This window comes from Capnocytophaga sp. H4358, from assembly GCF_002302515.1.
GTDB lineage: Bacteria > Bacteroidota > Bacteroidia > Flavobacteriales > Flavobacteriaceae > Capnocytophaga > Capnocytophaga canis.
Genome location: NZ_CP022380.1, coordinates 2,091,014 through 2,117,233, shown reverse-complemented (window position 1 = coordinate 2,117,233; position 26,220 = coordinate 2,091,014). Strand labels below are relative to the sequence as shown.

General features: G+C 35.0%; 22 protein-coding genes. 14 read left to right on the top strand and 8 right to left on the bottom strand.

Features of this window, described 5'->3' with window-relative positions:
* The first annotated feature begins 34 nt into the window (after positions 1–34).
* Positions 35–355, top strand: coding sequence for a hypothetical protein (locus CGC49_RS08915; protein ID WP_198540562.1), 321 nt, complete (start codon positions 35–37; stop codon positions 353–355).
* Between the two features lie 137 nt (positions 356–492).
* On the top strand, positions 493–1,209 hold the full coding sequence (gene ric / locus CGC49_RS08910) for an iron-sulfur cluster repair di-iron protein (protein ID WP_095912425.1): 717 nt from the start codon (positions 493–495) through the stop codon (positions 1,207–1,209).
* A 258-nt stretch (positions 1,210–1,467) separates the two neighbouring features.
* Here the strand turns inward: ric and gcvP are convergent, their stop codons facing one another.
* The 5 genes from gcvP to CGC49_RS08885 all read right to left on the bottom strand — a co-directional run bounded on the left by gcvP (position 1,468) and on the right by CGC49_RS08885 (position 9,235).
* Positions 1,468–4,314 carry an aminomethyl-transferring glycine dehydrogenase gene (gcvP, locus tag CGC49_RS08905; protein ID WP_042007515.1) on the bottom strand — a complete coding sequence of 949 codons (2,847 nt, stop codon included), beginning with the start codon at positions 4,312–4,314 and terminating at the stop codon, positions 1,468–1,470.
* Between the two features lie 211 nt (positions 4,315–4,525).
* A complete protein-coding gene (locus CGC49_RS08900) occupies positions 4,526–7,126 on the bottom strand; it encodes a carboxypeptidase-like regulatory domain-containing protein (protein WP_255407626.1) in 2,601 nt (866 codons plus the stop codon).
* A gap of 39 nt (positions 7,127–7,165) precedes the next feature.
* Positions 7,166–7,876, bottom strand: coding sequence for a GLPGLI family protein (locus CGC49_RS08895; RefSeq protein ID WP_157909029.1), 711 nt, complete (start codon positions 7,874–7,876; stop codon positions 7,166–7,168).
* A 144-nt stretch (positions 7,877–8,020) separates the two neighbouring features.
* Complete coding sequence (locus CGC49_RS08890) at positions 8,021–8,464, bottom strand: hypothetical protein (protein ID WP_042007517.1); 444 nt, start codon at positions 8,462–8,464, stop codon at positions 8,021–8,023.
* 57 nt (positions 8,465–8,521) lie between these two features.
* The gene (locus tag CGC49_RS08885; RefSeq protein ID WP_369801121.1) at positions 8,522–9,235 is read right to left on the bottom strand and encodes a transposase family protein; all 714 of its coding nucleotides are present in this window, start codon (positions 9,233–9,235) and stop codon (positions 8,522–8,524) included.
* A gap of 35 nt (positions 9,236–9,270) precedes the next feature.
* Between CGC49_RS08885 and CGC49_RS08880 the strand changes: the two genes are divergently transcribed.
* Positions 9,271–9,972: an IS1 family transposase gene (locus CGC49_RS08880; protein WP_095893401.1), complete on the top strand. Its 702-nt coding sequence runs from the start codon at positions 9,271–9,273 to the stop codon at positions 9,970–9,972.
* Positions 9,973–10,346: 374 nt separating this feature from the next.
* Positions 10,347–11,171 carry a universal stress protein gene (locus CGC49_RS08875; protein WP_042007519.1) on the top strand — a complete coding sequence of 275 codons (825 nt, stop codon included), beginning with the start codon at positions 10,347–10,349 and terminating at the stop codon, positions 11,169–11,171.
* Between the two features lie 115 nt (positions 11,172–11,286).
* Here CGC49_RS08875 and CGC49_RS08870 read toward each other — a convergent pair whose 3' ends face one another.
* A complete protein-coding gene (locus CGC49_RS08870) occupies positions 11,287–12,747 on the bottom strand; it encodes an aminoacyl-histidine dipeptidase (RefSeq protein ID WP_095912422.1) in 1,461 nt (486 codons plus the stop codon).
* A gap of 244 nt (positions 12,748–12,991) precedes the next feature.
* Between CGC49_RS08870 and CGC49_RS08865 the strand changes: the two genes are divergently transcribed.
* From CGC49_RS08865 to CGC49_RS08850, 4 genes are all read left to right on the top strand, one after another.
* A complete protein-coding gene (locus CGC49_RS08865; RefSeq protein WP_095912421.1) occupies positions 12,992–14,035 on the top strand; it encodes a DUF3810 domain-containing protein in 1,044 nt (347 codons plus the stop codon).
* A gap of 289 nt (positions 14,036–14,324) precedes the next feature.
* On the top strand, positions 14,325–15,092 hold the full coding sequence (locus tag CGC49_RS08860; protein ID WP_042347800.1) for an alpha/beta fold hydrolase: 768 nt from the start codon (positions 14,325–14,327) through the stop codon (positions 15,090–15,092).
* 69 nt (positions 15,093–15,161) lie between these two features.
* Positions 15,162–15,758 (top strand): ribosome biogenesis GTP-binding protein YihA/YsxC, encoded by a 597-nt coding sequence (gene yihA, locus CGC49_RS08855; RefSeq protein ID WP_042343532.1) that lies wholly within the window; start codon positions 15,162–15,164, stop codon positions 15,756–15,758.
* 5 nt (positions 15,759–15,763) lie between these two features.
* Positions 15,764–16,990 carry a DUF3667 domain-containing protein gene (locus tag CGC49_RS08850; protein ID WP_095912420.1) on the top strand — a complete coding sequence of 409 codons (1,227 nt, stop codon included), beginning with the start codon at positions 15,764–15,766 and terminating at the stop codon, positions 16,988–16,990.
* Between the two features lie 116 nt (positions 16,991–17,106).
* Here CGC49_RS08850 and acs read toward each other — a convergent pair whose 3' ends face one another.
* Positions 17,107–19,095 (bottom strand): acetate--CoA ligase, encoded by a 1,989-nt coding sequence (gene acs / locus CGC49_RS08845; RefSeq protein WP_095912741.1) that lies wholly within the window; start codon positions 19,093–19,095, stop codon positions 17,107–17,109.
* A 182-nt stretch (positions 19,096–19,277) separates the two neighbouring features.
* Here acs and CGC49_RS08840 point away from each other — a divergent pair, with 182 nt between their 5' ends.
* The 5 genes from CGC49_RS08840 to CGC49_RS08820 all read left to right on the top strand — a co-directional run bounded on the left by CGC49_RS08840 (position 19,278) and on the right by CGC49_RS08820 (position 23,241).
* Complete coding sequence (locus tag CGC49_RS08840) at positions 19,278–19,688, top strand: BrxA/BrxB family bacilliredoxin (RefSeq protein WP_042007529.1); 411 nt, start codon at positions 19,278–19,280, stop codon at positions 19,686–19,688.
* A gap of 154 nt (positions 19,689–19,842) precedes the next feature.
* A complete protein-coding gene (locus tag CGC49_RS08835; RefSeq protein WP_042343514.1) occupies positions 19,843–20,571 on the top strand; it encodes a 1-acyl-sn-glycerol-3-phosphate acyltransferase in 729 nt (242 codons plus the stop codon).
* Between the two features lie 117 nt (positions 20,572–20,688).
* A complete protein-coding gene (gene mnmA, locus CGC49_RS08830) occupies positions 20,689–21,882 on the top strand; it encodes a tRNA 2-thiouridine(34) synthase MnmA (protein WP_095912419.1) in 1,194 nt (397 codons plus the stop codon).
* Between the two features lie 19 nt (positions 21,883–21,901).
* Complete coding sequence (locus CGC49_RS08825) at positions 21,902–22,657, top strand: 1-acyl-sn-glycerol-3-phosphate acyltransferase (RefSeq protein WP_095912418.1); 756 nt, start codon at positions 21,902–21,904, stop codon at positions 22,655–22,657.
* Positions 22,658–22,869: 212 nt separating this feature from the next.
* Positions 22,870–23,241, top strand: a complete 372-nt coding sequence (locus CGC49_RS08820; RefSeq protein WP_095894142.1) for a PUR family DNA/RNA-binding protein — start codon at positions 22,870–22,872, stop codon at positions 23,239–23,241.
* Between the two features lie 53 nt (positions 23,242–23,294).
* Here CGC49_RS08820 and CGC49_RS08815 read toward each other — a convergent pair whose 3' ends face one another.
* Positions 23,295–25,475: an FUSC family membrane protein gene (locus tag CGC49_RS08815; RefSeq protein WP_095912417.1), complete on the bottom strand. Its 2,181-nt coding sequence runs from the start codon at positions 25,473–25,475 to the stop codon at positions 23,295–23,297.
* Positions 25,476–25,657: 182 nt separating this feature from the next.
* Here CGC49_RS08815 and CGC49_RS08810 point away from each other — a divergent pair, with 182 nt between their 5' ends.
* Positions 25,658–26,218 carry an L-threonylcarbamoyladenylate synthase gene (locus tag CGC49_RS08810; RefSeq protein WP_042007539.1) on the top strand — a complete coding sequence of 187 codons (561 nt, stop codon included), beginning with the start codon at positions 25,658–25,660 and terminating at the stop codon, positions 26,216–26,218.
* Positions 26,219–26,220 lie beyond the last annotated feature (2 nt).

Here is a 26,220-nt window from a genome sequence, read left to right as displayed (position 1 = left end):
ATAATAATATTATTAATTTAAAATTTTAGTATAAATGAAGAAAATCGTAAGAATCGCAACAGCTACATTGTTTATGTTTGCTATAACTAATGTTCAAGCTACAACTTTGGGTGAAGAAGTGAACGTGTCAATTGAAAAAACGACACAGGATCAGGATGGAGTTAAACAAGATAAAGAGAAAAAATCTTGTTGCAAAAGTGGAAAATCGAAAGATAAAGAATCTTGTTCCAAAGAGAAAAAATCTTGCTCTTCTAAAGAGAAAAAATCTTGCTCTTCTAAAGAGAAAAAATCTTGTTGTAAAAGCGGAGCAGCAAAAGACAAGGAGTCTTGCTCTAAAGAAAAAGAAGTAAAGTAATTATTTATTGAAATGTAATTTTTAAGAGGCCACCTTTTTGTAGTGTGGCTTTTTCTATACCTCAATAAAATAAAAGACAAAAAAGTATTTTATTTGAAAAATAATTGTATCTTTGCGCAAGATTAAATAAATTAAACATGGAACTAAAAGACAAAACCATTGGAGAGATTGTAGCTGAGGACTTCCGGACAGCCGCTATTTTCAAAAAATACGGAATTGATTTTTGTTGCAAAGGCGGAAGAACTATTACAGAGGCCTGTGACAAAAAAGATTTAAATGAAAATCAACTCATCAATGACCTAAACACTATCACTAAAGAAAAAGATGATTCTTTAAAAGTAAATGATTGGTCTCTTGACCTTTTAACAGATTACATCGTCCGTAAACACCACAATTACGTTAGAGAGAAAACGCCTTACTTGTTGCAGTTTTTAGATAAACTTTGTCGAGTTCACGGCGGCAGACATCCTGAATTAATTGAAATAAACAAGCTATTCACAGAAAATACGTACGAATTAGAAAAACGTATGGAAAAAGAAGAGCAGATTTTATTCCCTCTCATCGGAGAATTGACACATGACCAACAAAATAATCAAGCTTTTCTAAACCTAAATTTTGAAAAAATCACAAACACAATCTCAATAATAAAAGAAATGTTTACTACGGAGGCTCATCGTTTTGAATCAATTTCACAACTAACTGACAAGTATACACCTCCTATGGATGCTTGTAGTACTTATCGTGTAGCTTTTGCAATGCTCCAAGAGTTTGAGGAAAATTTACTCCAATCTATTCATTTAGAAAACAATATACTCTTTCCGAAAATAGTTGATTTAAAAACTCAACTAAATTAAGTTCAATATTAAATCTGTTTGAGTTTCAACACTCAAGCAGATTTATTTTGCTTAATTTAAGATTTTTACTCTTGAACATTACAAATTTTTCTTTCTCTTCAATTCAAAACAGCATATAACTTTTACATTAGTAAGAACTTAATTTTTAACACTTTTCTTTTTACAGTATCGTCTATTCTCTTCTTTACAATAAGAAAAAAACTTTGTCAAAATCAAAAGATTTCAACAAAGTTTTTCTTTTCACCTATTGATATTCAATTACATATACGCTTCAATTGGAGCACATGAACAAATCAAATGACGGTCACCATGCGCTTCATTTACACGACGTACAGTAGGCCAGAATTTATTTTCTGCAATATACTCCAGAGGGAAAGCAGCTTTCTGACGGCTGTAAGGTAAATTCCAAGTATCGGCAGTAATCATTGACAAGGTGTGTGGTGCGTTTTTCAGCACATTAGCCTCATCTGTTGGTGTAGCCTCTTCAATCTCTCGACGAATAGAAATCATGGCACTGATGAAACGATCTAGTTCATTTTTACTTTCACTTTCAGTAGGTTCTACCATCAAGGTTCCTGCCACTGGGAAAGAAACCGTTGGAGCGTGGAATCCGTAGTCCATCAATCGTTTTGCAATATCAGTAGCTTCGATTCCGTTTTGTTTGAACGGACGACAGTCCAAAATCATTTCGTGGGCAGCACGTCCTTGCTCTCCCGTATAGAGGATTTCATAGTAATTTTTCAAATTTTCTTTCAAGTAGTTAGCATTCAAAATCGCATAACGTGTAGCGTTTGCTAATCCTTCTGCTCCTAGCATTTTGATATAAGCATACGAAATCAAACATACGTAAGCACTTCCATAAGGAGCTGATGAAACTGCTGTGATGGCTTCATTTCCTCCTGTTGAAACAATTGGATTCGTAGGCAAGAAAGGTGCTAAATGTTTGGCTACACAAATAGGTCCAACTCCTGGCCCTCCTCCTCCGTGAGGAATAGCGAATGTTTTGTGTAAGTTTAAGTGGCACACATCTGCTCCAATAGTTCCAGGGTTGGTAAGCCCCACTTGTGCATTCATGTTTGCTCCATCCAAATAAACCTGTCCTCCATTTTCATGGATAATATTAACAATTTCTACGATTGATGATTCAAACACTCCATGCGTTGAAGGATAAGTAATCATCACTGCAGCTAAATTATCTTTATGTTTTTCAGCTTTTTCTTTTAAATCAGCAACATCAATATTTCCGTGAGCATCCGTTTTAGTTACTACTACTTCCATACCTGCCATTACTGCTGATGCTGGATTGGTTCCGTGAGCCGATGAAGGTATTAAACAGATGTTACGATGTCCTTGTCCATTTGAGATATGATACTGACGAATGACCATTAATCCCGCGTATTCACCATTTGCTCCAGAGTTAGGTTGTAACGATGTAGCCTCGAAACCTGTGATGATGGACAAGGATTTTTCTAATTCCGTGAGCATTTCTTGATATCCAAGAGCTTGATTTTTAGGCACAAATGGATGTATGTTTGCCCACTGTCCCATACTCAAGGGCAACATTTCAGTAGCGGCATTCAGCTTCATCGTACAAGAACCTAATGAAATCATCGAGTGATTCAATGCTAAATCTTTACGCTCTAATTTCTTGATATAACGCATCATATCCGTTTCGCTGTGGTATGAATTAAACACAGGAGCGGTTAAAAATTCTGAGGTACGCACTAAATCCGAAGGAATGGCGTTCGCTGTATCCAAAGTAGTTACTTCTTCTACTGATTTTCCAACTACTTCTGCAAAAACAGTAATGATTTGGTTCAACTCAGCAACTCCTGTAGCCTCATTAACAGAAATCAAAACAGTGTCTTGATTTGGATAAAAGAAATTTATTTCGTGTTTCTCCGCAATAGTTTTTACCTTTTGTGCATCTGCTTTGATAGAAATGGTGTCAAAAAATGTTTTTGTTGTAACAGTAACACCCAATTTTTCCAAACTGTTTTTCAATGTAACTGCCGTTTGGTGGATTCTTTCTGCAATAAACTGCAATCCTTTAGGACCATGGTAAACGGCATACATTCCTGCCATTACTGCTAATAACACTTGTGCTGTACAGATATTTGAAGTCGCTTTATCTCGTTTGATATGTTGCTCACGAGTTTGCAAAGCCATCCGCAACGCAGGGTTTCCATCTGCATCAATGGTAATCCCGATAATACGACCAGGTATTGAACGTTTATATTCTTCACGGGTAGCAAAATATCCTGCATGAGGGCCTCCATACCCTAACGGAATACCGAAACGTTGGGATGTTCCAACTACAACGTCAGCACCAAATTTTGCAGGAGCTTCCAATAACACTAAACTCAACAAATCGGCAGCAACTACTACTTTAATTCCTAAATCGTGAGCTTTGTTTACGAAATCCGCATAGTTAAACACCTCTCCATTATTAGTAGCAGGATACTGCACAATAGCACCAAAATAAGTGTCGTCCAATGTGATAGTTTCGTGATTTCCAACCACTAACTCAATTCCGAAAGGATTGGCACGTGTTTGTAAAACAGAAAGTGTTTGTGGCAACACTGTTTCTGAAACAAAAAATTTGTTAGCGTTATTCTTTTTTTGTTCACGTGAACGCAAATCAAACACCATTGCCATTGCCTCTGCTGCCGCAGTTCCCTCATCTAAAAGAGATGCATTAGCAATCTCCATGCCTGTTAATTCAATAACTACAGTTTGATAGTTCAACAAAGCCTCCAAACGACCCTGTGCAATTTCTGCTTGGTAAGGAGTATAAGCCGTGTACCAACCTGGATTTTCAAAAATATTTCGCTTAATCACAGAAGGAGTCAATGCTTCGTGATATCCCAAACCGATATACGATTTGAAGATTTTATTTTTTTGAGCTAATTCAGTAATATGTTGTAAGAAATGATGTTCGCTAATACCTTTTGGAAGATTTAAAGCAGATTTCAAGCGAATGTCTTTGGGAATTGTCTGATCAATAAGTTGATCTAAACTTGCAGCACCAATGGTTTGTAACATTTCAGCCGCGTCTTCTTTTGAGATACCGATGTGGCGTATGCTAAAATTTTCTGTATTCATAATTATAAATAAATCTTTTGAAATTAAGCACAAAGCTACGACTAAAAATATAATTTTGCAAGAAATAGGCAATGGATTTTAAGAGAGAAAATGGTCATTAAGAAGAAAGAGGACCTGAAGACAAATGACTTTCAAATCAAAGAATAAAGTGTATGCATGTGCTTGATCATATCATCGAATTTTGAAAAGAAAGACGATTTACATACACACACTATATGTCATAAATCAATGAAATTAGGAAAAGTCGAGGTAAAACACTGATCTCTTGTTCACTAATCAAATAATCAGACGTTGTTTTTTGATAGTTTACTTTGGCATCTAACAGATTGTGAATTTTAACTTCAACGCCCAAAGGAGATTTCTCTTTTCGATACAAAACGCTTACTTTTAAATCATTATATTGGTTTTTAGCATTCGTTTTTATGAGATTATGCCATTTGTAGGCAATATCGAGCGTACAATTTTTCACAGCACTGATTTTGGTTTGAATTTGTAAGGATTGCCTTTGAAAACTATCCGAAAAATTACTTTTAAATTGGTTAAATTGATGTGAATACCCTACGTTAAACTCGTAGTTTTTTAAGGATAACGTTTTGATTATCAAATTTATTGATTGAACATTATGAGAAATATTCGATGATTTTGTATTTATATTACGATTGTAATAAAATCCTCTAAAAGAAGAGGAAATTAAAAATCGGAAAACGCTTATTTTTTTGTTTGCCATCAGATTGAAAAACCACATCTTTTCGGGAGTTTTCATCTGTATGGGACTATAAAACTGATTGACGTTTTGCTGAACCATGTCATAACTGATAGGGTTATTCTTTTGGGTGTAATTAAATAGTGATGTTAGAAAGTAATTTTTATATATATTTGATTTGTAATACATTAAATTAAAAATATGATACTCTTCATTACGCAATAAGCCATTCCCTTTGAAGAGCATATTAAAATCCTTCAAAGTGTAATGTTCCGTTAGATTATTGAAGCTGGGTAGTTCATTTGTGAGTTTATAGTTTCCTTCTACAGTTTCAGAGGAATTAAAATCATATTCAGAGTTTACCTCTGGTTCATAAGCCCATTTATTAAAAGATACATTTCCTATAAGTGACTTGTTTTCAAGTTGATAAAACCTTATTTTGTTTGAGAAACGATTTATCCATTTACCTATTTTTAGCTTATATTCAACATTGAAAAAACTATCATTTAACAAGTAATCAACAGAATTAGTGAACACAGATGAAGTAAAATCATTCGTACTCCCATTTGTAAGTGATTGGAAACTGTGCAATTGATGAGATGCTGTTGATAAGTTATTCCCAATCGAAAAGTAAACATGGTTTCGGTTGTCAATTATTCGATATTGTTTATATAACAGATTGAATAATTGATTATCAGTGCGTTCTATACTTGAAATATCATACGAATTATCTACTGAAATAGGCAGCAAATCATTCATCATTGGCTTATTAGAAAGCCATTGATTATCAATATATTTTCGTTCAAAAGAGTGATTAACAACAAAGGTAGTTTTTAATTTTGCGTGATGAGACTGATGTCTTTCGAGATATTGTTTCAGGTCAATATCAAACTTTTTTTGAGGGAAATATATGTTTTGTGATAAATTGTAGTAATTTGATAGCAAGTCACTTATGTCCTTACTCTCAGTGATATTACTATGGATGTTATATTTCCATTTTGTTCCAATTTTTGGAGTGAAATTCAACTCAAAATTGAACATAGCGAGATTATTTCTGAATTGTTTTTGTTGTTGCCTATTTTCTAAAATATTCGTTTCCAGATAATTATAAAAATAGTTTCTTTTTTCTTCAATAGTATTTTTATGTACAATGGCATATGCAGAGATATTAAATTTACTATTTAGAATCAAGTTTACGTTGAATGCATTCAGTAAAGATTCATTTTTTATTACATTGTTATTTTCGGTTGTGAATTCAACCAAATTATCTTTCCTGTGAGGATTTTCGATGAAAGCACTCATGCCTCCTTGAAAGCGTCGGGCATCTTCTTTTGAAAAAACATGAGAGCCAAAATTGTTGTAATCTCCAATATAATTAGCACTAAAATCAGGTGAATACGAAAATAACGCAGCATGAAGCAACCCGTAGTCAGCATTTCCATACCCCGCCTGTAGGTCTCCAAAAATAAATTCTTTCTTATTTTTTCGCAATTTTATATTGATCGCAATTTCCTTATTATCAGTCACATCCTTTAAAAAACTGACTTGGTTGTAATTCTCTATAAATTGAATTTTATCTACCGCATCGGCAGGAATGTTTTTCACTCCCAAAGTGGTACTTCCGCTAAAAAAAGGCTTGTCTTCAATCAATAAAGTACTGACATTCTTCCCTTTGAACGTAATATTTCCTTGCGAATTAACCTCTACATTAGGAAGTTTTTGCAATTGCTCCTCTAATTTTCGTTCCTTGCCTGTGGTAAACGCTTCGACCAAGTAAGTGGTCGTATCTTTTTGAAAAGTTATGGGACGTTGGTAGGTAACCTCAACATCATCCAAGGTTTCGGTGGAAGGAACTAATCGGAAGTTATGAATAGTCACTCCCTTAGTAGATTCATACACAAATGTTTGTAAAGCAAATCCTAAATAAGAAACATTCACTTCGTATGTGACTTTTGGTTTTAATAACAGTCGATATCTCCCTTTTTCATCCGAAATGGAGAAAACGGGAGTGTTGTCATCATGCTGTTTCGGAAAAGCAATGACGTTGGCATTCTGCAATGGATTGTTCAAAGTATCTGTTACATACCCATTTAGCTCCTGTCCAAACACTGAAACACTAACAAAACAGAAAATAAAAAAAAAACAGTATTATTCCTTAGATTCTTCAATTAAATTTTGGTAGTTTAATTTTAGGTTTTTGTAATATTCGATGTAGTATTTGTTCATTTCTTCGGAGCTAACAACTCTCAAATTTGGTGCTTTTTTTACTTGATTTTTTTTGCTGAATCGTAGTTTTTTGAAGCGGTAAGCATAAAGAAGTTCTTCTTTAACGCCTATCTCCAAAATAAGACCAGGCAAACCAAAAAAACCTACAGGGCCATAGGAATAGGGAAATTCAGGAGCATACCAAGCTATGAGTTCTTTGTTGTAATATTTTGCGGTGGCTTTATGTACAAGATATTTACCAATTTTTTTCGTTTCGGAGTGTATTTTCCAGTCATAATTTCCCTTTCTTCTAAGGACTTTTTCTCCATTATAGTCAGTTGGAAGAAAGGACGCCTTTTCTCTATTGGAAACAAAAATATCCTTTTTCAAACCAAAAGCTGCCATGGCATTGTTATCATCGTATCCCATAATAGCTGGAAAATACGAATTTTCCTCATCAAAAAAAACCTCTATCTCCATTTTATTCAGAAGTAACGCATTTTCTTCTGTATTTAACTGAAATTGTTCGGAGTTTTTTTTCTTTTTCCCATCAGGATTTTTGGTAACCACTAATTCGTAAGTGATTTTCCCTTTTTGTTGAGCTTTTAGTCCGAATATAGGTAGAAGTATTAGTACAAAAAGAATATTTCTCATATGTTTATACATTAATTTCAACTTTAAAATAGGCTGTCCTTAAAAGTCAATTCTAAAGAAAAGTTTATATTCAACATCCTGAATATAAACACTTTATTTTCTTCAATTATCAAAACTTTACTTTTCGGACAGCCTCTTTTTGTATTACTGGTCAGCAGGGTTTGTTTCAGAATTGGGTACAAATTCAATGCTTTTATTGAGCTTTTCCAATTTGGTCTCTACCTTACTAATGTTTCGTTGTATTTTTTGCATTTTTCTTTCGCTTTTTGCCAAATTTCTATTAGCTTTTTGTGCCTTCTTCAAAGCTGTTCGTGCTCTTCGTGCTTTTTGAGCTGCATCCGAAGCGTCATCAGAATTTGAAAAAGAAGAAGTTTTCTCGTCGGCATTAGCATTTATTTTTGCTACTTCATCACGAAATCCCGCTGTTGCGATACGTTCTTTTTCTAATTCAATTTTTAAGTTATTAAGTTTGGTATTCAAAGATAAAATTTCCTCTTTGGCTTCCAAACGCTTCAATTCTGGTGATTTTGTGCCTCCACAAGCTGTTAGCATAACTAATGCTAAACCTAAAAACAAGTTTCTTTTCATAAAATGATTTTTAAATTTGTTTTACAATGATACGAAAATAATTTTATAAATTAGAACTCATCTCGACTTTCTCTTTTGTTTAAATTTTCTGAGTCCTAAGACGATAAATGCAAGGTAATTAAAACCTACCCAACTACTTACGGTAGTATCAAAACGATTTAAAACCGAACGAAAACTATCCATCCAAGCGTTGCTTCTTTCAATGGCGTAACGCTCTTTATAGAGTTTTTTATCGAAATAATGTTCCGTTTCAGAGGGTGATTTTTGGTTTCTTTTGTTTTCACAAATATTGGCTATGATACCTTCTGAGGCGGTTATTTTCCGAAGATTTTCACTGTCAAAACCTGCATCAAAATTCACAAATAAACCCTCTGTGGAGATTTCAGCCTTTTTCAAAATAGATGTAATTTCTTGAAAATGAGTCTCTATATTATACAAGTCGTGATGCTCGCCAGATATAGGCTGAGACATTGCTAACATCAAACCTTGCCTGTCGGACAAGAACAAACTATTCGTTGTTTTTGCTTTTTTACGAGCTTGATATCCTACTTGTTCCCCTCCTTTTTTTGCGGGTGTTTGGCTACCGTCAAAATCGCAACTTGAACAATCTATTTTCGATTTGTTTTTCTTCAAAATTTCTACCCAACAAGTCTGCCAAGCACCTTCTTCACACCATTTCCGGTAATGCCCAAACACGGTTTTATAGCTCGGAACTACCTCTGAAAATAATTGTTTCAGGTCGTGTTTTAAAAAGTATGATGGTATAAAAATTTGACAATCAGGGAATAAAGTTGTATTTTTGTTGAATGCTAATAACAATTACACTCCATTGCCCCAATTGTCAAAGCACAAAGATAGTCAAAAATGGGAATAAAAAGAACAAAAAACAAAACTATCTTTGCAAAACCTGTAAACGCCAATTTATCGGCGATCATAATCTGACCTACAAAGGTTGGGCTTCGCATATTGCTGCGAAAATTCTCTTGCTTTTGGCAAGAAATGTAGGTATTCGTGATATTGCTGAAATTGAAAAAGTTAGCATCAAAAAAGTACTTTCGGTTTTGGTAAATTTCAATCGAGAAATCAAACCCAAACAAAACAAATACAAATCGTTACAAGTTGATGAACTTTGGACTTTTGTGGGAAAAAAGAAGAATAAAAAGTGGTTGATTTATGCTTATTCTGCTGAAACAAAGGAAATTGTAGCGTGGGTATGGGGCAAACGAAACATAAAAACAGCCCAAAAACTTCGTGAGAAATTGAAGAAATTGGGCGTTAGTTTTGATGAGATTTGTACAGACAATTGGGAAGCTTTTGCGTCTGTTTTTCAAGAATATACACATAAAGTAGGTAAAAAATACACTACTGATATTGAAGGAAACAACACACTTTTGAGACATCGGATACGCCGAGCGGTGAGGAAAACTTGTTGTTTTTCAAAAAAGTTTGAAAACCATATAAAAGCCTTTGAAATTGTGTTTTTCTACATCAATTTTGGGTGGATTTGAGTATCATACTTTGGGAAACACTACCCCTTGTTTGTTTTCAAAAAGTCAAGATAGGTTCTTATATTTTTTACACTTATTTAACTTTTTAATTGCTCTATTTTGTATTTTATTACTAAAAATATTTGTTTTGTAGATAAGTGTTAGTATTAATGACCAATTCACCTTTTACTGATCACTGAAGGTCTACCGTCATCTGTTTCAATACAATGTGAAATCCAAGCAAAACGAAAGTAATAAAAACAAAAAATAAAATCATCAATATTTTTATTTTTCGAATTTTATTCGTATCTTTATACACGAAAAAGGAAGGATAAAAAACTAACGAGATTTATCATTCCGAATGAACTGATTATTAATGTGTAAAAACTGATGAAATGAAAAATATTCTTGTTACTACCGATTTTTCTGAGAAATCAATCGCCTCTTTGAAAGTGGCAATTGGTTTAGCGAAACGCCAAAAAGCACAAATTTTTTTGTTGCATGCTCTTGAATTACCCTTTAGATTGGTAACTCAAAGTGAGGTTTCTATTCCCGAAGCTATGTATTTTCTAAACTTATCAAAACAACGTTTCTCTGACATTAAAAAAGAAATTGGTGAGGATGTTGAAATTAAGGATATTATAGAAACACAGCCATTAACGGATGCCGTTCAAGAGGCTATTGAGAAATATAATATAGATTTGGTGTTTATGGGTTCCAACGGGGCATCCGGCTCTAAGGAGCTTTTCATTGGATCAAATGCCGAAAAGGTGATTCGTTCGGCGAGTGTTCCTGTGTTGGTAATCAAAAATCCAGAAGAAAAATTACAAATTAAGCACGTTATGTTCGCATGTGATTTTTCAAAAAAATTCTTAAAACCATTTGAGAAAGCAGTGAAGTTTGCAAAATTGTTCAACGCTAAGGTTGATTTGGTGTATGTGAACACTCCATACCAATTTTTGACTACTACGGAAATTAACGAACGTATGAAAGAATTCCTCTCATCCACGGATAAGGTGTCGGCTAAGAAATTTGAAACACATGTTTACAACGACATTCGTGTAGAAACAGGAATTTTGAACTATGTTGCAGAAAATAACGTTGATTTGGTTTGTATGTTCCCAAGTGGACGCCGTGGTATTGCTCACTTCTTCAATGGAAGTATCAGCAGTGATTTGGTAAATCATGCAACAAAACCTGTATTAACCATTAAACTATAATACAAAAAATGTAAAAATGGCGCTTTTTTTTCGAAAAAAGCGCCATTTTTTATTTAATCATCTCATTTTACTAAAAATCAATCCTTTTAAAACAGTTCTTCCGCATCAATTGGGATTATTTCTGTGGAGTGTTTTTCAAAATCTCTAACAAATATTTCCAGAATTTCTGTACAGAAGAGATGCTTACCTTTTCATCGGGTGAATGAGCTCCTCGGATAGTAGGCCCAAAGCTAATCATCTCCATTTCAGGATAGTTTTGCCCTAAAATTCCACATTCCAACCCAGCATGACAAGCTACTACATTAGGTTTTTCACCAAAAAGGATTTCGTATTGCTCTTTGAGAACCTTTAATATCGAAGCATTGACATTTGGTTCCCAACCTGGATAACTCCCTGTAAAGGTTACTTCACATCCTGAAAGTTCGAAAGCTGAACGCAACGCATTTGCTAAATCGAATTTTGCTGACTCTACAGACGAACGTGTTAAGCATAACACCTTGATTTCTCCGTCCTTGATAATTACTCTTGCGATGTTATTGCTCGTTTCTACCAAATCCTCTATGGTTCGGCTCATGGCATATACTCCGTTATGGGCAGTGTAGATTGATCGCAAAATTCCTTCTTGTACTCCTAACTCCATTACCCTTTCAGGCGTAGCTATGTTTTCCAACGTGATAACAAGTTGCGGTTCAGTTACAGCAAGTTCGTGTTGAATAGTTTTAACAAGTTGTTGAAATTCAAACTGAAAAGCCTCATTTTGCACCTTATCTACTACTATGGTCGCAACACTCTCTCGCGGGATAGCGTTACGCAAACCTCCTCCATTAAGCTCGGCTATTCGAAGTCCAAAATTTTCAAATCCGTCGAAAAGTAAGCGATTCATAATCTTGTTAGCATTCCCGAATCCTTTATGAATATCCATTCCGCTATGCCCACCTTGTAATCCTTTTACAGTTATCATATAGGAGGTTACGTTATCAGGCGTTTGCTCTTCGTCATATTCGCGATAGGCAGTAACATCCACTCCTCCAGCACATCCTATGTCGATTTCATCATCTTCTTCAGTGTCTAAATTCAGAAGTATATCACCTTTGAGCAACCCTCCCTTGAGTCCAATCGCCCCAGTCATACCCGTTTCTTCATCAATAGTAAAGAGAGCTTCAATGGCAGGATGAGCAATATCAGTACTTTGCAGAATTGCCATAATGGCAGCCACACCAATTCCGTTATCAGCACCAAGTGTAGTTCCTTCTGCTTTAACCCAATCACCATCAATTCTCATTTTGATACCTTCCGTGTCAAAATCAAAAATAGTGTCGTTATTTTTTTGATGCACCATATCCAGATGAGATTGCAACACTACAGTTTTGCGATTTTCCATCCCTTTGGTGGCTGGTTTTTTGATAATTACGTTACCAACTTCGTCTTTTAATGTTTCGAGGTTCAGTTTTTTTCCAAAATCCATCATAAAAGCAATAACTTTCTCCTCCTTTTTTGATGGACGTGGCACTGCATTAAGATCTGCAAAATTCTCCCACAAAGCCTTTGGATCTAAATTTCGTATTTCTGTACTCATATAATGTTGTTTAATAAATTATTTTTCGTATATGCGTACAAAGTTAATCATAAAAATCTGTACTTTTGCAAAAAACAAAAGAAAAGTCACTTTTTAATACACGCAAATAAACCAGTTTATAGCGTATCGTTTCTTTGGAAATTGAGGAGTGAATTTTAGTGCTTTAGAAGTTAATTTGCTACTTGGCTGCTCTCTTAATTTGCAAAAATATTTCAAATCTATATACTAAACCTTAAAATCATCAATGAAACTCAAGTATGTTTTTTACATTTTTTTTGTGAGTATCTGGATTGTTTTTCGCAACAATTCTGAATTGACCGAATCCATTTACAGTACAGGAATATATCCATACATCGCCATCATTCAACATTATACATGGGGGTGGTTACCGTTTTCATTCGGTGACATTTTTTACACAATTTCAATAGGTTACATCCTTTATTTTATCCTGAGAAAGGGCAAGAATCTGTGGAAACGCCCACTTTGGTTTTTCGATAAATTACTTTTTTTTGTAGCGTTGGTGATGTTTGCTTTTTTCTTCCTTTGGGGGTTCAATTATTTTCGAAAACCTCTGTCCGAAACTTTACAGATAGACACAAAGTACACCGAAGAAGAGCTTTATAAAGCTACACAACTATTTGTTAATGAAGCAAATAACCTGCATAAAATCTTAGCAAAAGAGGATTCTGTTAAGGTAGATTTTACGCTTTCTCACAAAGAAATATATAAACTTGCATACCAAAGTTATCCATTAGGTTACGAAAAAATCACCGATTTTGTCAGTATAAAAAGCGTTAAACCTTCCCTGTACAGCGCCTTTTTGACCTACATGGGCTACAGCGGTTACTTGAATCCATTCACAAACGAGGCTCAAGTTAATGGAAAACTCATAGGCTACTCACTTCCAGTTACAGCCTGTCACGAAATTGCTCACCAAATGGGGTATGCCGCTGAGGATGAAGCTAATTATTTGGGATATTTATCTGCACAAAAAAGTGAAAATCAATATTTTAAATACAGTGCTTCGCTGTTTGGCTTACGTTATCTGCTGAACGAAGTCTACAAAGTAAATCCTGAAAAATACGACGAATTTACATCGAAAGTTAACAAGGGAATTTTCAAAAATTATAAAGAAGTTCGGGAATTTTGGATGCAGTACGAAAACAAAGCTGAGCCAATTTTCAAAGCCAGTTACGACGCTTTTCTAAAAGCAAACAAACAACAACACGGCGTACAAAGCTATAACTTAGTGGTCGGCTTACTTATAAAAAATAAAATAAATAATTGACAAACAGAGTGTTGCATAATTCAATTACCACCACATCACACGTTAACAACGTCTATTACTATCATTAAAAATATTCTGTCTGTTAATTTCGCTTACAATTTTATTTAATATGGTTATACATTGAGACAAATCACTTTTAAACACTTAAAATGTTAAAAATCAGCGGTTAATTTCATAATAAATGACAGAAAACAAAAAAATATGTGATTTTGAATAAAAAAACATGTGATTTTTCTGTGTAATTTGAATTTAAGTAGTATATTTGCTTACAAAATTCCATTTAAAATAGATGACAACAGAAGTAAAACAAGAAGGAAAATTTTCATACATTGAAAAAGGGGAAGGAACCCCAATAATCCTCTTACATGGGCTGATGGGCGGATTAAGTAATTTTGAAGGTGTAATTTCTTTTTTTTCGAAAGCTAACTATAAAGTAGTGATTCCTCAGTTACCCTTGTTTTCAATGTCTTTACTTACCACATCTGTTAAAACTTTATCGAAATTTTTACACAAATTCATAAAGCACAAAAATTTTGAGGAAGTAATCCTGTTGGGGAACTCCTTAGGCGGACACGTTGGTTTACTTTATACTAAATTACACCCAAATCGTGTGAAAGCCCTTATATTGACAGGAAGTTCAGGTCTTTATGAAAGTGCTATGGGCGATGGCTACCCTCGCCGAGGTGATTATGAGTTTATCAAAAAGAAGTGTGAAGAGGTGTTTTACGACCCTGCTATCGCTACCAAAGAGATTGTAGATGAAGCATTTAGAGACGTCAACGATCGAGGAAAACTCATCAAAACATTGGCTCTTGCTAAAAGTGCTATTCGCCATAATATGGCAAAAGATTTACCAAAGATGACAACTCCCGTTTGCCTAATTTGGGGCAGAAACGATATTGTAACGCCACCGCGTGTGGCTGAGGAGTTTCACGAATTATTACCCAATTCAGAGTTATTCTGGATTGACAAGTGTGGACATGCCCCTATGATGGAACATCCAGATAAGTTTAACGAACTGCTAAACAGTTGGCTTATTAAACAGAATATACATTAAATTAAGAAGGAAAATCACTAAATACAGTGATTTTTCGCTTTTAATCCAATAAACTTTTAGAAAAAAATGATTATTACCAAAGCAGAATTTGTTGTCAGTAATTCCGATGTAAGTAAATGCCCTAACGAACCACTTCCAGAGTATGCCTTCATTGGAAGATCAAACGTAGGGAAATCTTCGTTGATTAATATGCTCACAAACAACAAGAATCTGGCAAAAACTTCTGGCAGACCTGGAAAAACACAACTTATCAATCATTTCAAAATCAATAATAATTGGTTTTTGGTAGACTTGCCTGGATATGGATATGCACGTGTTTCAAAAAGCACCAAAAAAGTATTTCAAAAGTTTATTACACAGTACTTTGAAAAACGCCATCAGTTGGTTTGTGCTTTTGTTTTGGTAGATGTGCGTCACGAACCTCAGAAAATCGATTTAGAATTCATGCACTGGTTAGGGGAAAATAGCATTCCGTTCGCAATTATCTTTACCAAAGCCGACAAACTAAAACCCAATGCTATTGAGCGAAATGTAGAAGCATACAGACAAACTCTACTGGAAACTTGGGAGGAATTTCCACCATATTTTGTCACTTCATCGGAGAGCAGATTGGGAAAAGAAGAGCTATTACAGTATATTGAAGATATCAATAAAAGTCTGCGATAGTACTTATGAAGAGAAGAAAACGAATTAGTCAATGTCCAAATTGCCAAACGATGCTCTCGGCACAGGATAATTTTTGCCATAATTGTGGACAAGAGAACCATTATAATGATTTCTCTATCAAAGAATTAACAAGTGATTTTTTTGGGTCGTTCATCAACTTTGACAATAAAATTTGGAACACACTCAAAACAATCTTACGCCCAGGACAAATTACCAAACAATACGTAGAAGGAAAACGTATTCGTTTTGTACCTCCTTTCAAATTGTATTTATTTTTTTCCTTCATTTTCTTTGTGATTTTGAGTTTTTCTTTTCAAAAAGCTTCACATTCGGGTTTCATGCAACGTCTGTTCACAAGTATTAATAAGTCGGTAACGTCCACGCAATTGAAAATTACGGAGGCTGAATATATGCAACTAAAAGATGCAAATTCTGACCAAATTAAATCATTTATTGACAGTATTTTCAAACATAAAAACAAATGGAATAATCTAAACAGGAAAACTTTCAACAATTGGGCGGATAAAAATATATTCTCAGATTTTCGAGTAGGAGTTTTGGATAATCAATTTAGTATAGGAAGTCAAAAAATTGCTTCCAGCTATGTAGTATTTCTCAATAAAAAACCTGAGTTTGATACTATTTGGGTGGGAAGATATCAACTTACTCTCAAAGAATTAAAAACCGTTTACGAAAATAGTTCCCAAACAGATTCCTTAATTACAACAAAATGGAAAGAGCTTGACCGTTTTGAACATATCAAGCTCCGCAATTTGATCAAGCAAGTGGGCGTTTTTACCTTCGGAACTGTAACCCAGATGACGGAGTTTACGGATACACAAATAGCGAAATACTTATCTATCACATCCTACACTATGCTTTTAATGATGCCTTTTGTGTCCCTATTGTTGCTTATTTTCTTTCGAAAAAAATACAAAAAAATGTACATACACCTAATTCATTCCTTGCATTTGCATACGGTAATCTATTTATTTACAAGCATTTTGATGGGAATATTTTTATGGAGTGGACTAAATACCTTTTTTTGGATATTGTATGTAATTTGCATAGCTGGACTGGTCACTTATTTTACAATTTCTAACAAAATTTTATATGAGGAACCCATTTCGAAAACTATATTTAAATCATTGATACTCACATTCTTGTACTTTGCAACATCTTTCTTTATTGGAATGTTAATCGGATATGTTTCAGTTGCGTATATGCAATAGCTCAATACGGCATTTTTTTGTCGTACTGAGCTATATTACAAAAGTTAAAACAACTTGATACACAGAAAATTACATGTATCAAACGTGTTTTTTGTAACTAAAACACTCCATTAACTTTATAGAGCATTTTTGATAATATCTTCGATGATTTCAGGGTTCACCAAAGTAGTTGTATCGCCTAAGTTTGACACATCATTAGAAGCTATTTTTCGTAAAATACGACGCATGATTTTTCCACTACGGGTACGAGGTAAACCAGTAACAAACTGTATTTTATCTAATTTAGCAATGGCTCCAATTTTATCAGCTATGAGTTGATTGATTTCACGACGCACATTGTCATGCACACGTGTTTCATCTTTAAGAATCACAAAACCGTAAAGAGCATTTCCTTTGATGTCGTGAGGAAAACCTACAATGGCCGACTCTGCAACAGCAGGATGTTCATTGATAGCATCTTCGATAGGAGCTGTTCCTAAATTATGACCAGAAACAATGATTACATCATCCACACGTCCCGTAATTCGGTAGTAACCAACCTCATCACGAAAAGCTCCGTCACCCGTAAAATATTTTCCTTCATATGCCGAAAAATAAGTGTCAATATATCGCTGATGATCTCCATAAACGGTTCGAGCCATTCCCGGCCAAGGAAATGCAATACACAAATGTCCTTCTCGAGAATTTTCAGTAACTTCTTCTTTATTTTCTTGCATCAGAACAGGGAAAATCCCAGGTAAAGGAAAAGTGGCGTAGGTTGGTTTGGTTGGTGTTGCAAACGGAATAGGAGCAATCATGATACCGCCTGTTTCGGTTTGCCACCACGTATCAGTAATTGGACAACGTTTTTTACCAATGTGATCGTTGTACCAGTGCCATGCCTCTTCATTGATAGGCTCTCCAACCGATCCTAAAATTTTTAATGATGACAAATCGTATTTCTGAGGAAACTCCAACGACTGCTTAGCTAAGGAACGGATTGCAGTTGGAGCTGTGTAGAATTGACTAACTTTATGTTTCTCAACAACTTCCCAAAAACGTCCAAAATCAGGGTAAGAAGGTATACCTTCAAAAATTACAGTTGTAGCTCCATTCAAAAGTGGCCCATAAACGATGTAGCTATGTCCCGTTATCCAGCCAATGTCGGCCGTACACCAATACACGTCGCCATCCGAATATTGAAAAATATTCTTAAAGGTAAAAGCTGAATAGACCATATATCCTGCGGTTGTATGTACGATTCCTTTAGGTTTGCCCGTTGACCCTGAAGTATATAGGATAAAAAGCATATCTTCAGCCTCCATTGTTTCAGCGGGACAAAATTCGGAAGCCTCTTGAAATAAAGGTGCTAACCACATATCACGATTAGAGTGCATTGTAACTTGTTGGTGCGTATGTTCCACCACTAACACTTTTTCAACACATTGACATTCTTTAAGAGCTTCATCAACAATATTTTTTAAAGGTATTGTTTTCTCTCCTCTCAATCCACCGTCTGCCGTGATAACCATTTTACAGTCAGCATCATTGATACGTGATGCTAATGAAGACGATGAAAACCCTGCAAAGACTACCGAATGTACAGCTCCAATTCTCGCACATGCTAACACAGCAATTGCTAGTTCTGGAATCATTGGAAGATAAATGCACACGCGGTCTCCTTTTTTTATACCTTGGGATTTCAGTACGTTTGCCATTCGGTAAACATTTCTGGCTAAGTCATTGTATGTTAACTTCCTAACAGGAGCTTTAGGATCGTTTGGTTCCCAGATAATCGCAGTTTGTTCGCCTCGATGTGCTAAATGTCGATCAATACAATTCTCGGTGATGTTGAGCGTTGCTCCTGAAAACCATTTTACCTCGCTTTTCTCTTTATCCCATTCTAACACAGAGTCCCATTTCTTACGCCATTGGAAATTGTTATTGGCAATAGTTTCCCAAAATTCAATGGGGTCATTTTGAGAAAGCCGATAAATATCGATATATCTTGCCAAGGAATTAATGTTGTAGTAACGTTCGTTCAAGGCTTTGAGCGACTCGTGGATTTTCTGTGAAGAGTTCTCTAAATTTTGAAGATTTCCGGTAGATTTTTTTTCGTATTTCATAATCAGAATCAATTTGTTTGCGATAAAAGTAAGGATATTTTTTGAAAAACCAAAAAAAAAACGAAGCGAATCGAACAAAATCGAATAAATATATTCTTCTCCCAGCAACCCTACTATCACAAAAAACTTATAATTCAAATTAATTTCATATCTTTGCTCCCTAACTAAAAAAAAGTAAAATTATGTATCCACCAGAGTTGGTAAAACCAATGATAGAAGAGCTAACAAATGTTGGTTTTCAAGAATTAAAAACGGTTGATGCCGTTAAGGAAGCATTGAAACAATCGGGAACAACCTTAGTTGTAGTGAATTCGGTATGTGGTTGTGCGGCACGTAACGCACGTCCAGCAGTGATTGAGAGTCTTCAAAACGCAAAAAAACCTGATCATTTAACAACCGTTTTTGCAGGAGTTGACCGTGAGGCAACGGAAGAAGCTCGTAATTTCATGTTCCCTTTCCCTCCATCATCGCCTAGCATAGCTTTATTTAAAGATGGAGAATTAGTGCATATGTTAGAGCGTCATCACATCGAAGGACGTTATGCTGAAACTATTTCGGATAATTTGAAACAGGCTTACGACGAGTTCTGTTAATCAGAAATCCACACAGGTGTTAGAAAAATCAAATTTGTATAGCACTATCATTCCGAAAGAGCGAGGAATTTTTGTAAGTCGATAATGCAAATATTCCTCGCAAATTTGGAATGAAACCAACCCTTTTGGGATAAACTGTTTTATTTTATATCCTATGAAAATAATATCCTACCCGCTTAGTGCTTTGCATTATCTCATTTTTGGGAGTTTACTTCTTATTTTCCATCCAATACAATGGATTGCGATTCACGCTTTTGGTAGAAAAACGCATAAAGCAGTAGTCGATTTTTTGAATTTCTTGTTAGTACACGTAATGTGGATGACAGGCAATCGTTCTTATTTAACATTTGAATCTCCTTTACCTGAAAACACACCGCTGATTTTTGTTGCCAACCACCAGAGTGTGTATGACATTCCTCCCTTGATTTGGTTTTTACGAAAATATGCGATTCGCTTCGTAGGTAAAAAAGAATTAGGCAATGGAACTCCAAGTATAACAATAAACCTACGCCATAATGGCTCAGTATTAATTGACCGAAGTAAGCCACAAAATGCTATACCTCAGCTAATAGAATTTGGTAAATCATTACAAGCAAACAATGATGCTGGGTTTATTTTTCCTGAAGGAACACGAAGGCGTGACGGAAAACCAAAACCTTTCAAAACCAAAGGATTAGAAGCCATTATGTCACAAATGCCTGATGGATATGTAGTGCCTTTGACAATTAACAACTCATGGAAAGTACTCAAATACGGTGCTTTTCCAATGGGATTGGGAAATAAAATAACCTTTTACGTGCATACACCCATAAAAATAGATCTAAACAATATCAATCAACAAATCGTGGAGGTTGAAAAATTAGTCGTTTCGAAAATAATTTAAGTGTAAAAGCAAGTTCTAAGTTGCTTATTAAAAACAACGGTATGGAATGTAGTTGCTAATAATCTTTACTTATTCCATACTCTTTAACAATAAACAGTAGTTTTCGCATAAGAAAATATGAAAAAAGTTGTAGTTGGTTTAAGTGGTGGAGTTGACAGCAGTGTAGCTGCCTATTTGCTACAACAGCAAGGATACGAGGTTATTGGACTTTTCATGAAAAATTGGCATGATGATTCAGTAACAATCTCAGATGAATGTCCATGGTTAGAGGATAGTAATGATGCACTATTAGTGGCCGAAAAGTTAGGAATTCCGTTTCAAACGGTTGATATGAGTGAGCCTTACAAGCAACGTATCGTCGATTACATGTTCAGTGAGTATGAAAATGGACGTACTCCAAACCCTGATGTGCTGTGCAATCGAGAGATAAAATTCGATGTTTTCATGAATTTAGCCCTCAGTTTAGGTGCTGATTATGTGGCAACAGGGCATTATTGTCGTAAGGAGGAAGCGGATGTTGAAGGAAAAAAAATATACCGACTTTTAGCAGGAAAGGACAGTAACAAAGACCAATCCTATTTCTTGTGCCAATTATCTCAAAATCAACTAAGTAAAGCTCTTTTCCCAATTGGTGAGTTACAAAAATCTGAAGTTCGTGCCATCGCGTCCGCACAAGGGCTGATAACTGCTGAAAAGAAAGACTCGCAAGGCTTATGTTTTGTTGGAAAAATACGTCTTCCTGAGTTTTTACAACAACAATTACTCCCGAAAGAAGGAAAAATTATTGAAATTCCAAATGATTGGGAAGGATATACAAAACGGCATCAACAGTTAAATTTTGAATCGTACGAAAGTGAGTTAGAATTTCGTTCAAAGCGTTTTACGTATCAGCCTACTGATGGAAAAGTAAAAGGAAAGCACCAAGGAGCTCATTTCTTTACAAAAGGGCAACGGAAAGGACTGAATGTTGGAGGTACACCTGAGCCACTTTTCGTTATAGAAACTGATGTAAATCAGAATATTATCTACGTAGGTCAAGGCAACACTCACCAAGGTCTATTCCGTTCAGCACTGTTCATCAGAGAAGAAGATATGCATTGGGTACGACCTGATTTGGCTCTAAAAACAGGAGATAGTAAGGACTTCATGGTACGCATTCGTTATCGACAACCGCTTCAAAAAGCCACTCTCCACAAGGTAGCTAACGGGCTGTACATTGATTTCAAAGAGCCACAAAGTGCTATTACTGAAGGACAATTCGCAGCGTGGTATGAAGATGACGAGCTTATTGGAAGCGGAGTAATTAATTAAAAACCAAAAAGATACGCTTATGAAATTACTTAAAAGAAATCCTTTTGGACATATTTTATGGATAAAACGTTGGGTAATTCGGGTTTTTGGATTCATCACACACCGACGCTACAACGGAATCAATCAACTAAACATACAAGGCTCGGATATCATCCGTCAATTGCCAGAAAACAATGTCTTGTTCATCTCTAATCATCAGACTTATTTTGCCGATGTGGCTGCTATGTTGCATGTTTTCAACGCAAGTTTAAAGGGACGAAAAGACAATCTCAAAGGCTTTGGTTATCTGTGGAATCCAAAACTGAACATATATTACGTAGCGGCCTCTGAAACGATGAAATCAGGCATATTACCTAAAATTTTAGCATATGCAGGAGCCATCACCGTTGACCGAACTTGGCGAGAAAAAGGTAAAGATATCCAAAGAGAAGTGAAACAAAGCGATATTGAAAACATAGGGGTGGCACTTGATGATGGATGGGTCATTACCTTCCCTCAGGGAACAACATCTCCTTGGAAACCAATACGCAAAGGAACAGCACATATCATCAGGCAATATAAACCCATCGTTGTGCCTATTGTCATTGACGGATTTCGCAGATCGTTTGACAAAAAAGGAATAAACTTCAAGAAAAAAGGTATTCAACAATCCATGGTCATTAAAGACCCTTTACAGATTGATTACGAAAATGAAAGTGTAGAGCAAATAGTTGAAAAAATAGAATTGGCGATTGAGCAACACGAAACATTCAAAAAAATTAACTCAACAACATAGCTTTCTGAAAACGTTTTCTTCAACGTATATAAATTTAACGTATTTCTCGTTAAGATAAATTTAAGATTTACAGATATTTTTTATTCTTATTCATAAAATTATCATAAAAAATAATTTATATGAGATTGTTTTTGCAAAAAAAATTGTCTAATTAAGGTTTTTTTTAGACTTTTGCCCAGAGATGATTTTCAATTATTTTTAAATAAACAACTATGGAAGAGAAAGAATTTTTAGAAAATGAAGAAATTTTTTCAAAAGCATTAAGAGCTGGAAGAAGAACTTATTTCTTTGATGTGAGAGCTACACGTGCAAAGGATTATTATCTGACAATCACAGAAAGTAAAAAATTCACACATGAAGACGGTTCTTTCCATTACAAAAAACATAAAATCTACTTGTACAAAGAAGATTTTGAGCCATTTAAAGATATTCTCAATGAAATGACAGGCTACGTTTTCGAGGAAAAAGGTGAAGAAGTTATTTCAGAAAGACACCAAAAAAATTTCAAAACAAGAGCATTTCAAGGCTATAGTATGGATGGCTACAACTCTACCATTAATCTCAACTTTGAAGATTTACAATAATATTTTAACAAAAGTTTGTTTTCTTTTTGAAGACAAACTTTTTTAATTTTATTTCATAACTTTTTCAACTCCTGTTCCAAATTCTTAGCAAGTCCAAAGAGATATTTGAACTGTTCCAGATAGAGTTGGGTTTCACGCTTTGAAATTGGACTTTGTTTTGAAAGCTCCTGTTTTTCAATAATATTTTGAACAGATTTATGGAAATTTTCTACGAAAATTTCATAATTCTGAACATTTACAGTGAATTCGTTTGTAAGCAATGCTAAATTCATTTCGAGCGATGTAATGAGATCATCTATCGCTTGGTTAAAAACTTCTTTTGGGAAAGTTGTTTTATGAGCTTTCAGACGAACACCCAAGGAAGCCACAGACGAAAGGAACGACTGCTGGATTACGATAATCCCGTAGGTTAGGGCTGTTTTATTTCGCTTCGATTTAGGCTCTTGCATCATCCGCTGGAAAGTAGCATTGAGATTGGAAAGTGCTAAAAATGCTTCTTTTCGAGATATTTTATACGCATTGGTAATAACTTGATCTGTATTAAAAACGGACTTCACTTGCTTCAAATAGCCAATGTTTGCGCGAATGGATTTCTGAATAGCATCGCCATAGGTTCGGTATTCCCACGTAGGCAAAATCAGGTAGTTAGCCACGAACGCAAGCCCTACACCGATAGCCGTATCGAGTACTCGATCGTGAATCACAGCATAAACATCGGGCGAAGCTAATGCAAACATAAAAATAGCACTAATGGTGATGAAAATAGAAGCGTACATATAATTCTCCTGCATCAATCCAAAAGCAATAGGCATACAAAGCACCCCAACATAAAGATGTAAAGTCGGATTCGGAAAGAGATATATTACCGCAAAAGCGACTACTCCACCTAAAATTGTTCCGTAAATTCGATTGAGCGACCGCTCTTTGGTGAGCCCAAACCCAGGACGCATAATGATGAACAAAGTTAACACAATCCAATACGCATTACTAATCGAAAAATAATCGCCTATTAGAAAAGCAATTAGAGTTATTATTGAAATTCGAATGGAGTGTCTAAAGAAAGATGATTGTAACGAAATATGATCTTTCAGTCGTTTCCATGAATAGCTTTGGGAACTTACAAACTTTCGATAGCTCTCTTCATCACGTTTGCCTATATTACTTTGGTAATAATTTTCAAAAATAACTCGTATGTTTTCAATAGAATTATACTGATTTTCAATATAGATGTAAAAATTTCGAATAGTTAATACTTTTTCTTTGTCCGAGTCTCTATTGTTTTGCGTCTTAAACTCATTATTTTTTTGTTGTATGAGCAACAACTTTTCTTGTAGCGAATTATCCAACTGAACACTCTTGCGAGAACCAATATAAACCGACATTTGTTGTAACTGCCGAGAAAGTTCTTCTAAAAAATCGGAATAAAATCGTAATATATCCTTATTTTCAGCAAATTCCTTGTCAATTTTTTCATATTGCACAGGATTTGCCAGAGCTAATTCAAAAATATCCACCAATTCAATGAACATTAAAAATTGTCTCTGCAAATAATCGGTTTTACCTGATTTACTACGTGAATTGAGAATAACATCACGCAATTTTTCGTAATTTTCATTCAGAAAAGTCTGTAAATCAATCATTTTTTTAAATCCCTCATCTCTGTCCTCGGACAGCAACAAACGGGCTCGTACCGAAAAAAAATCCGCTGTAAGCGAAAAACATTTACCCAACAATTGCTCACTGTATTGACGCGGTTTTATCCATAAATAGAACATAACTAGCAAGATATACCACACCCCACCGATGAATATATACAATAGATGTAAAAAAATGCCTTCGCCTTGCTCAATGTGCGATAAAGTTGATGCAATACTGAATAATCCTGAGAAAGCTACCATGGAAGCTCGATGCCCATAAAGGGAAATATAGGCATTGAAAAACGTTAGTAAAAATATGGTTATCAACAAGATATAAAAGTATGGAAAAGCTAAATTCACGAAAAGGCAACTCATCATTGCCAAAAGTGTTGCCACGAGTAACCCTCCGATGTGATGCTTACGATTTCCAGGAATATCACTCGGTGAAATAGCAATAATGGTTAGCCCTATTGGGAGACCTACTTCCAAAGCATTAAAGTACCAACCTATTCCAATAGGTACCATAACTGCTATAGTTTTGAGTATGCCTTTGAAGAAAGAAAAACTTTTAAAAAAAGAAATGATTCCTAAATACATTTTTTTTGAGTATATTCGCCACAAAAATACGAAAGTTTCTCGTCGAAAGATCTCACAACCGAGAAAACTTCACTAAGGTTAGTTACTCCAAGAGGAAATTTGAGTAAAGCTGTGGAGAAAAGTTACGTTTTTGGAGTTATTCTATTTATGGTAAAAGTATTCAGAATCAGACGAAAATAACAATGGAAAAAGATATCAAAAAAACAGTGGAAACGCTGACTAATGGAGGAACAATACTTTATCCAACGGATACAGTTTGGGGGATTGGTTGCGATGCCACTAATGAAGCAGCAGTAACTAAAATTTTTAGTATAAAACAACGAAACGAAAGCAAAAGTTTGATCGTTTTGGTAGATTCTGAACAAATGTTACGTGATTACACAGAAGATGTTGCTGATGTAGTGTTTGATTTTATTAAAAAGAACCCTGAACCTACAACAGTAATCTATCCAAAAGCAAAAAATTTAGCAAAAAATGTTATCGCAGTAGATAATTCGATTGGAATACGTTTAGTTCAAGATGATTTTTGCCAAAAAATCATCCGACAGTTCGGAAAACCGATAGTCTCCACTTCAGCAAACATTAGTGGCAAACCTACTCCAAAGATTTTCAAAGAAATAGAAGCCGAAATTATTCATAACTGCGATTACGTGGTGCGATATCGCCAAATGGATACAAAAGTAAAGTCACCTTCTCGATTGGTGTTTTTTGATTCGAACGGAAACATAGAATTCTTAAGATAAGA

What these genes read in the sequence shown, in the direction of transcription:
- CGC49_RS08915 (WP_198540562.1), top strand. Translation starts at nt 35, where the DNA reads ATGAAGAAAATCGTAAGAATCGCAACAGCTACATTGTTTATGTTTGCT.
- ric (WP_095912425.1), top strand. Translation starts at nt 493, where the DNA reads ATGGAACTAAAAGACAAAACCATTGGAGAGATTGTAGCTGAGGACTTC.
- gcvP (WP_042007515.1), bottom strand. Translation starts at nt 4,314, where the DNA reads ATGAATACAGAAAATTTTAGCATACGCCACATCGGTATCTCAAAAGAA.
- CGC49_RS08895 (WP_157909029.1), bottom strand. Translation starts at nt 7,876, where the DNA reads ATGAGAAATATTCTTTTTGTACTAATACTTCTACCTATATTCGGACTA.
- CGC49_RS08890 (WP_042007517.1), bottom strand. Translation starts at nt 8,464, where the DNA reads ATGAAAAGAAACTTGTTTTTAGGTTTAGCATTAGTTATGCTAACAGCT.
- CGC49_RS08880 (WP_095893401.1), top strand. Translation starts at nt 9,271, where the DNA reads ATGCTAATAACAATTACACTCCATTGCCCCAATTGTCAAAGCACAAAG.
- CGC49_RS08875 (WP_042007519.1), top strand. Translation starts at nt 10,347, where the DNA reads ATGAAAAATATTCTTGTTACTACCGATTTTTCTGAGAAATCAATCGCC.
- CGC49_RS08870 (WP_095912422.1), bottom strand. Translation starts at nt 12,747, where the DNA reads ATGAGTACAGAAATACGAAATTTAGATCCAAAGGCTTTGTGGGAGAAT.
- CGC49_RS08865 (WP_095912421.1), top strand. Translation starts at nt 12,992, where the DNA reads ATGAAACTCAAGTATGTTTTTTACATTTTTTTTGTGAGTATCTGGATT.
- CGC49_RS08860 (WP_042347800.1), top strand. Translation starts at nt 14,325, where the DNA reads ATGACAACAGAAGTAAAACAAGAAGGAAAATTTTCATACATTGAAAAA.
- CGC49_RS08850 (WP_095912420.1), top strand. Translation starts at nt 15,764, where the DNA reads ATGAAGAGAAGAAAACGAATTAGTCAATGTCCAAATTGCCAAACGATG.
- acs (WP_095912741.1), bottom strand. Translation starts at nt 19,095, where the DNA reads ATGAAATACGAAAAAAAATCTACCGGAAATCTTCAAAATTTAGAGAAC.
- CGC49_RS08840 (WP_042007529.1), top strand. Translation starts at nt 19,278, where the DNA reads ATGTATCCACCAGAGTTGGTAAAACCAATGATAGAAGAGCTAACAAAT.
- CGC49_RS08835 (WP_042343514.1), top strand. Translation starts at nt 19,843, where the DNA reads ATGAAAATAATATCCTACCCGCTTAGTGCTTTGCATTATCTCATTTTT.
- mnmA (WP_095912419.1), top strand. Translation starts at nt 20,689, where the DNA reads ATGAAAAAAGTTGTAGTTGGTTTAAGTGGTGGAGTTGACAGCAGTGTA.
- CGC49_RS08825 (WP_095912418.1), top strand. Translation starts at nt 21,902, where the DNA reads ATGAAATTACTTAAAAGAAATCCTTTTGGACATATTTTATGGATAAAA.
- CGC49_RS08820 (WP_095894142.1), top strand. Translation starts at nt 22,870, where the DNA reads ATGGAAGAGAAAGAATTTTTAGAAAATGAAGAAATTTTTTCAAAAGCA.
- CGC49_RS08815 (WP_095912417.1), bottom strand. Translation starts at nt 25,475, where the DNA reads ATGTATTTAGGAATCATTTCTTTTTTTAAAAGTTTTTCTTTCTTCAAA.
- CGC49_RS08810 (WP_042007539.1), top strand. Translation starts at nt 25,658, where the DNA reads ATGGAAAAAGATATCAAAAAAACAGTGGAAACGCTGACTAATGGAGGA.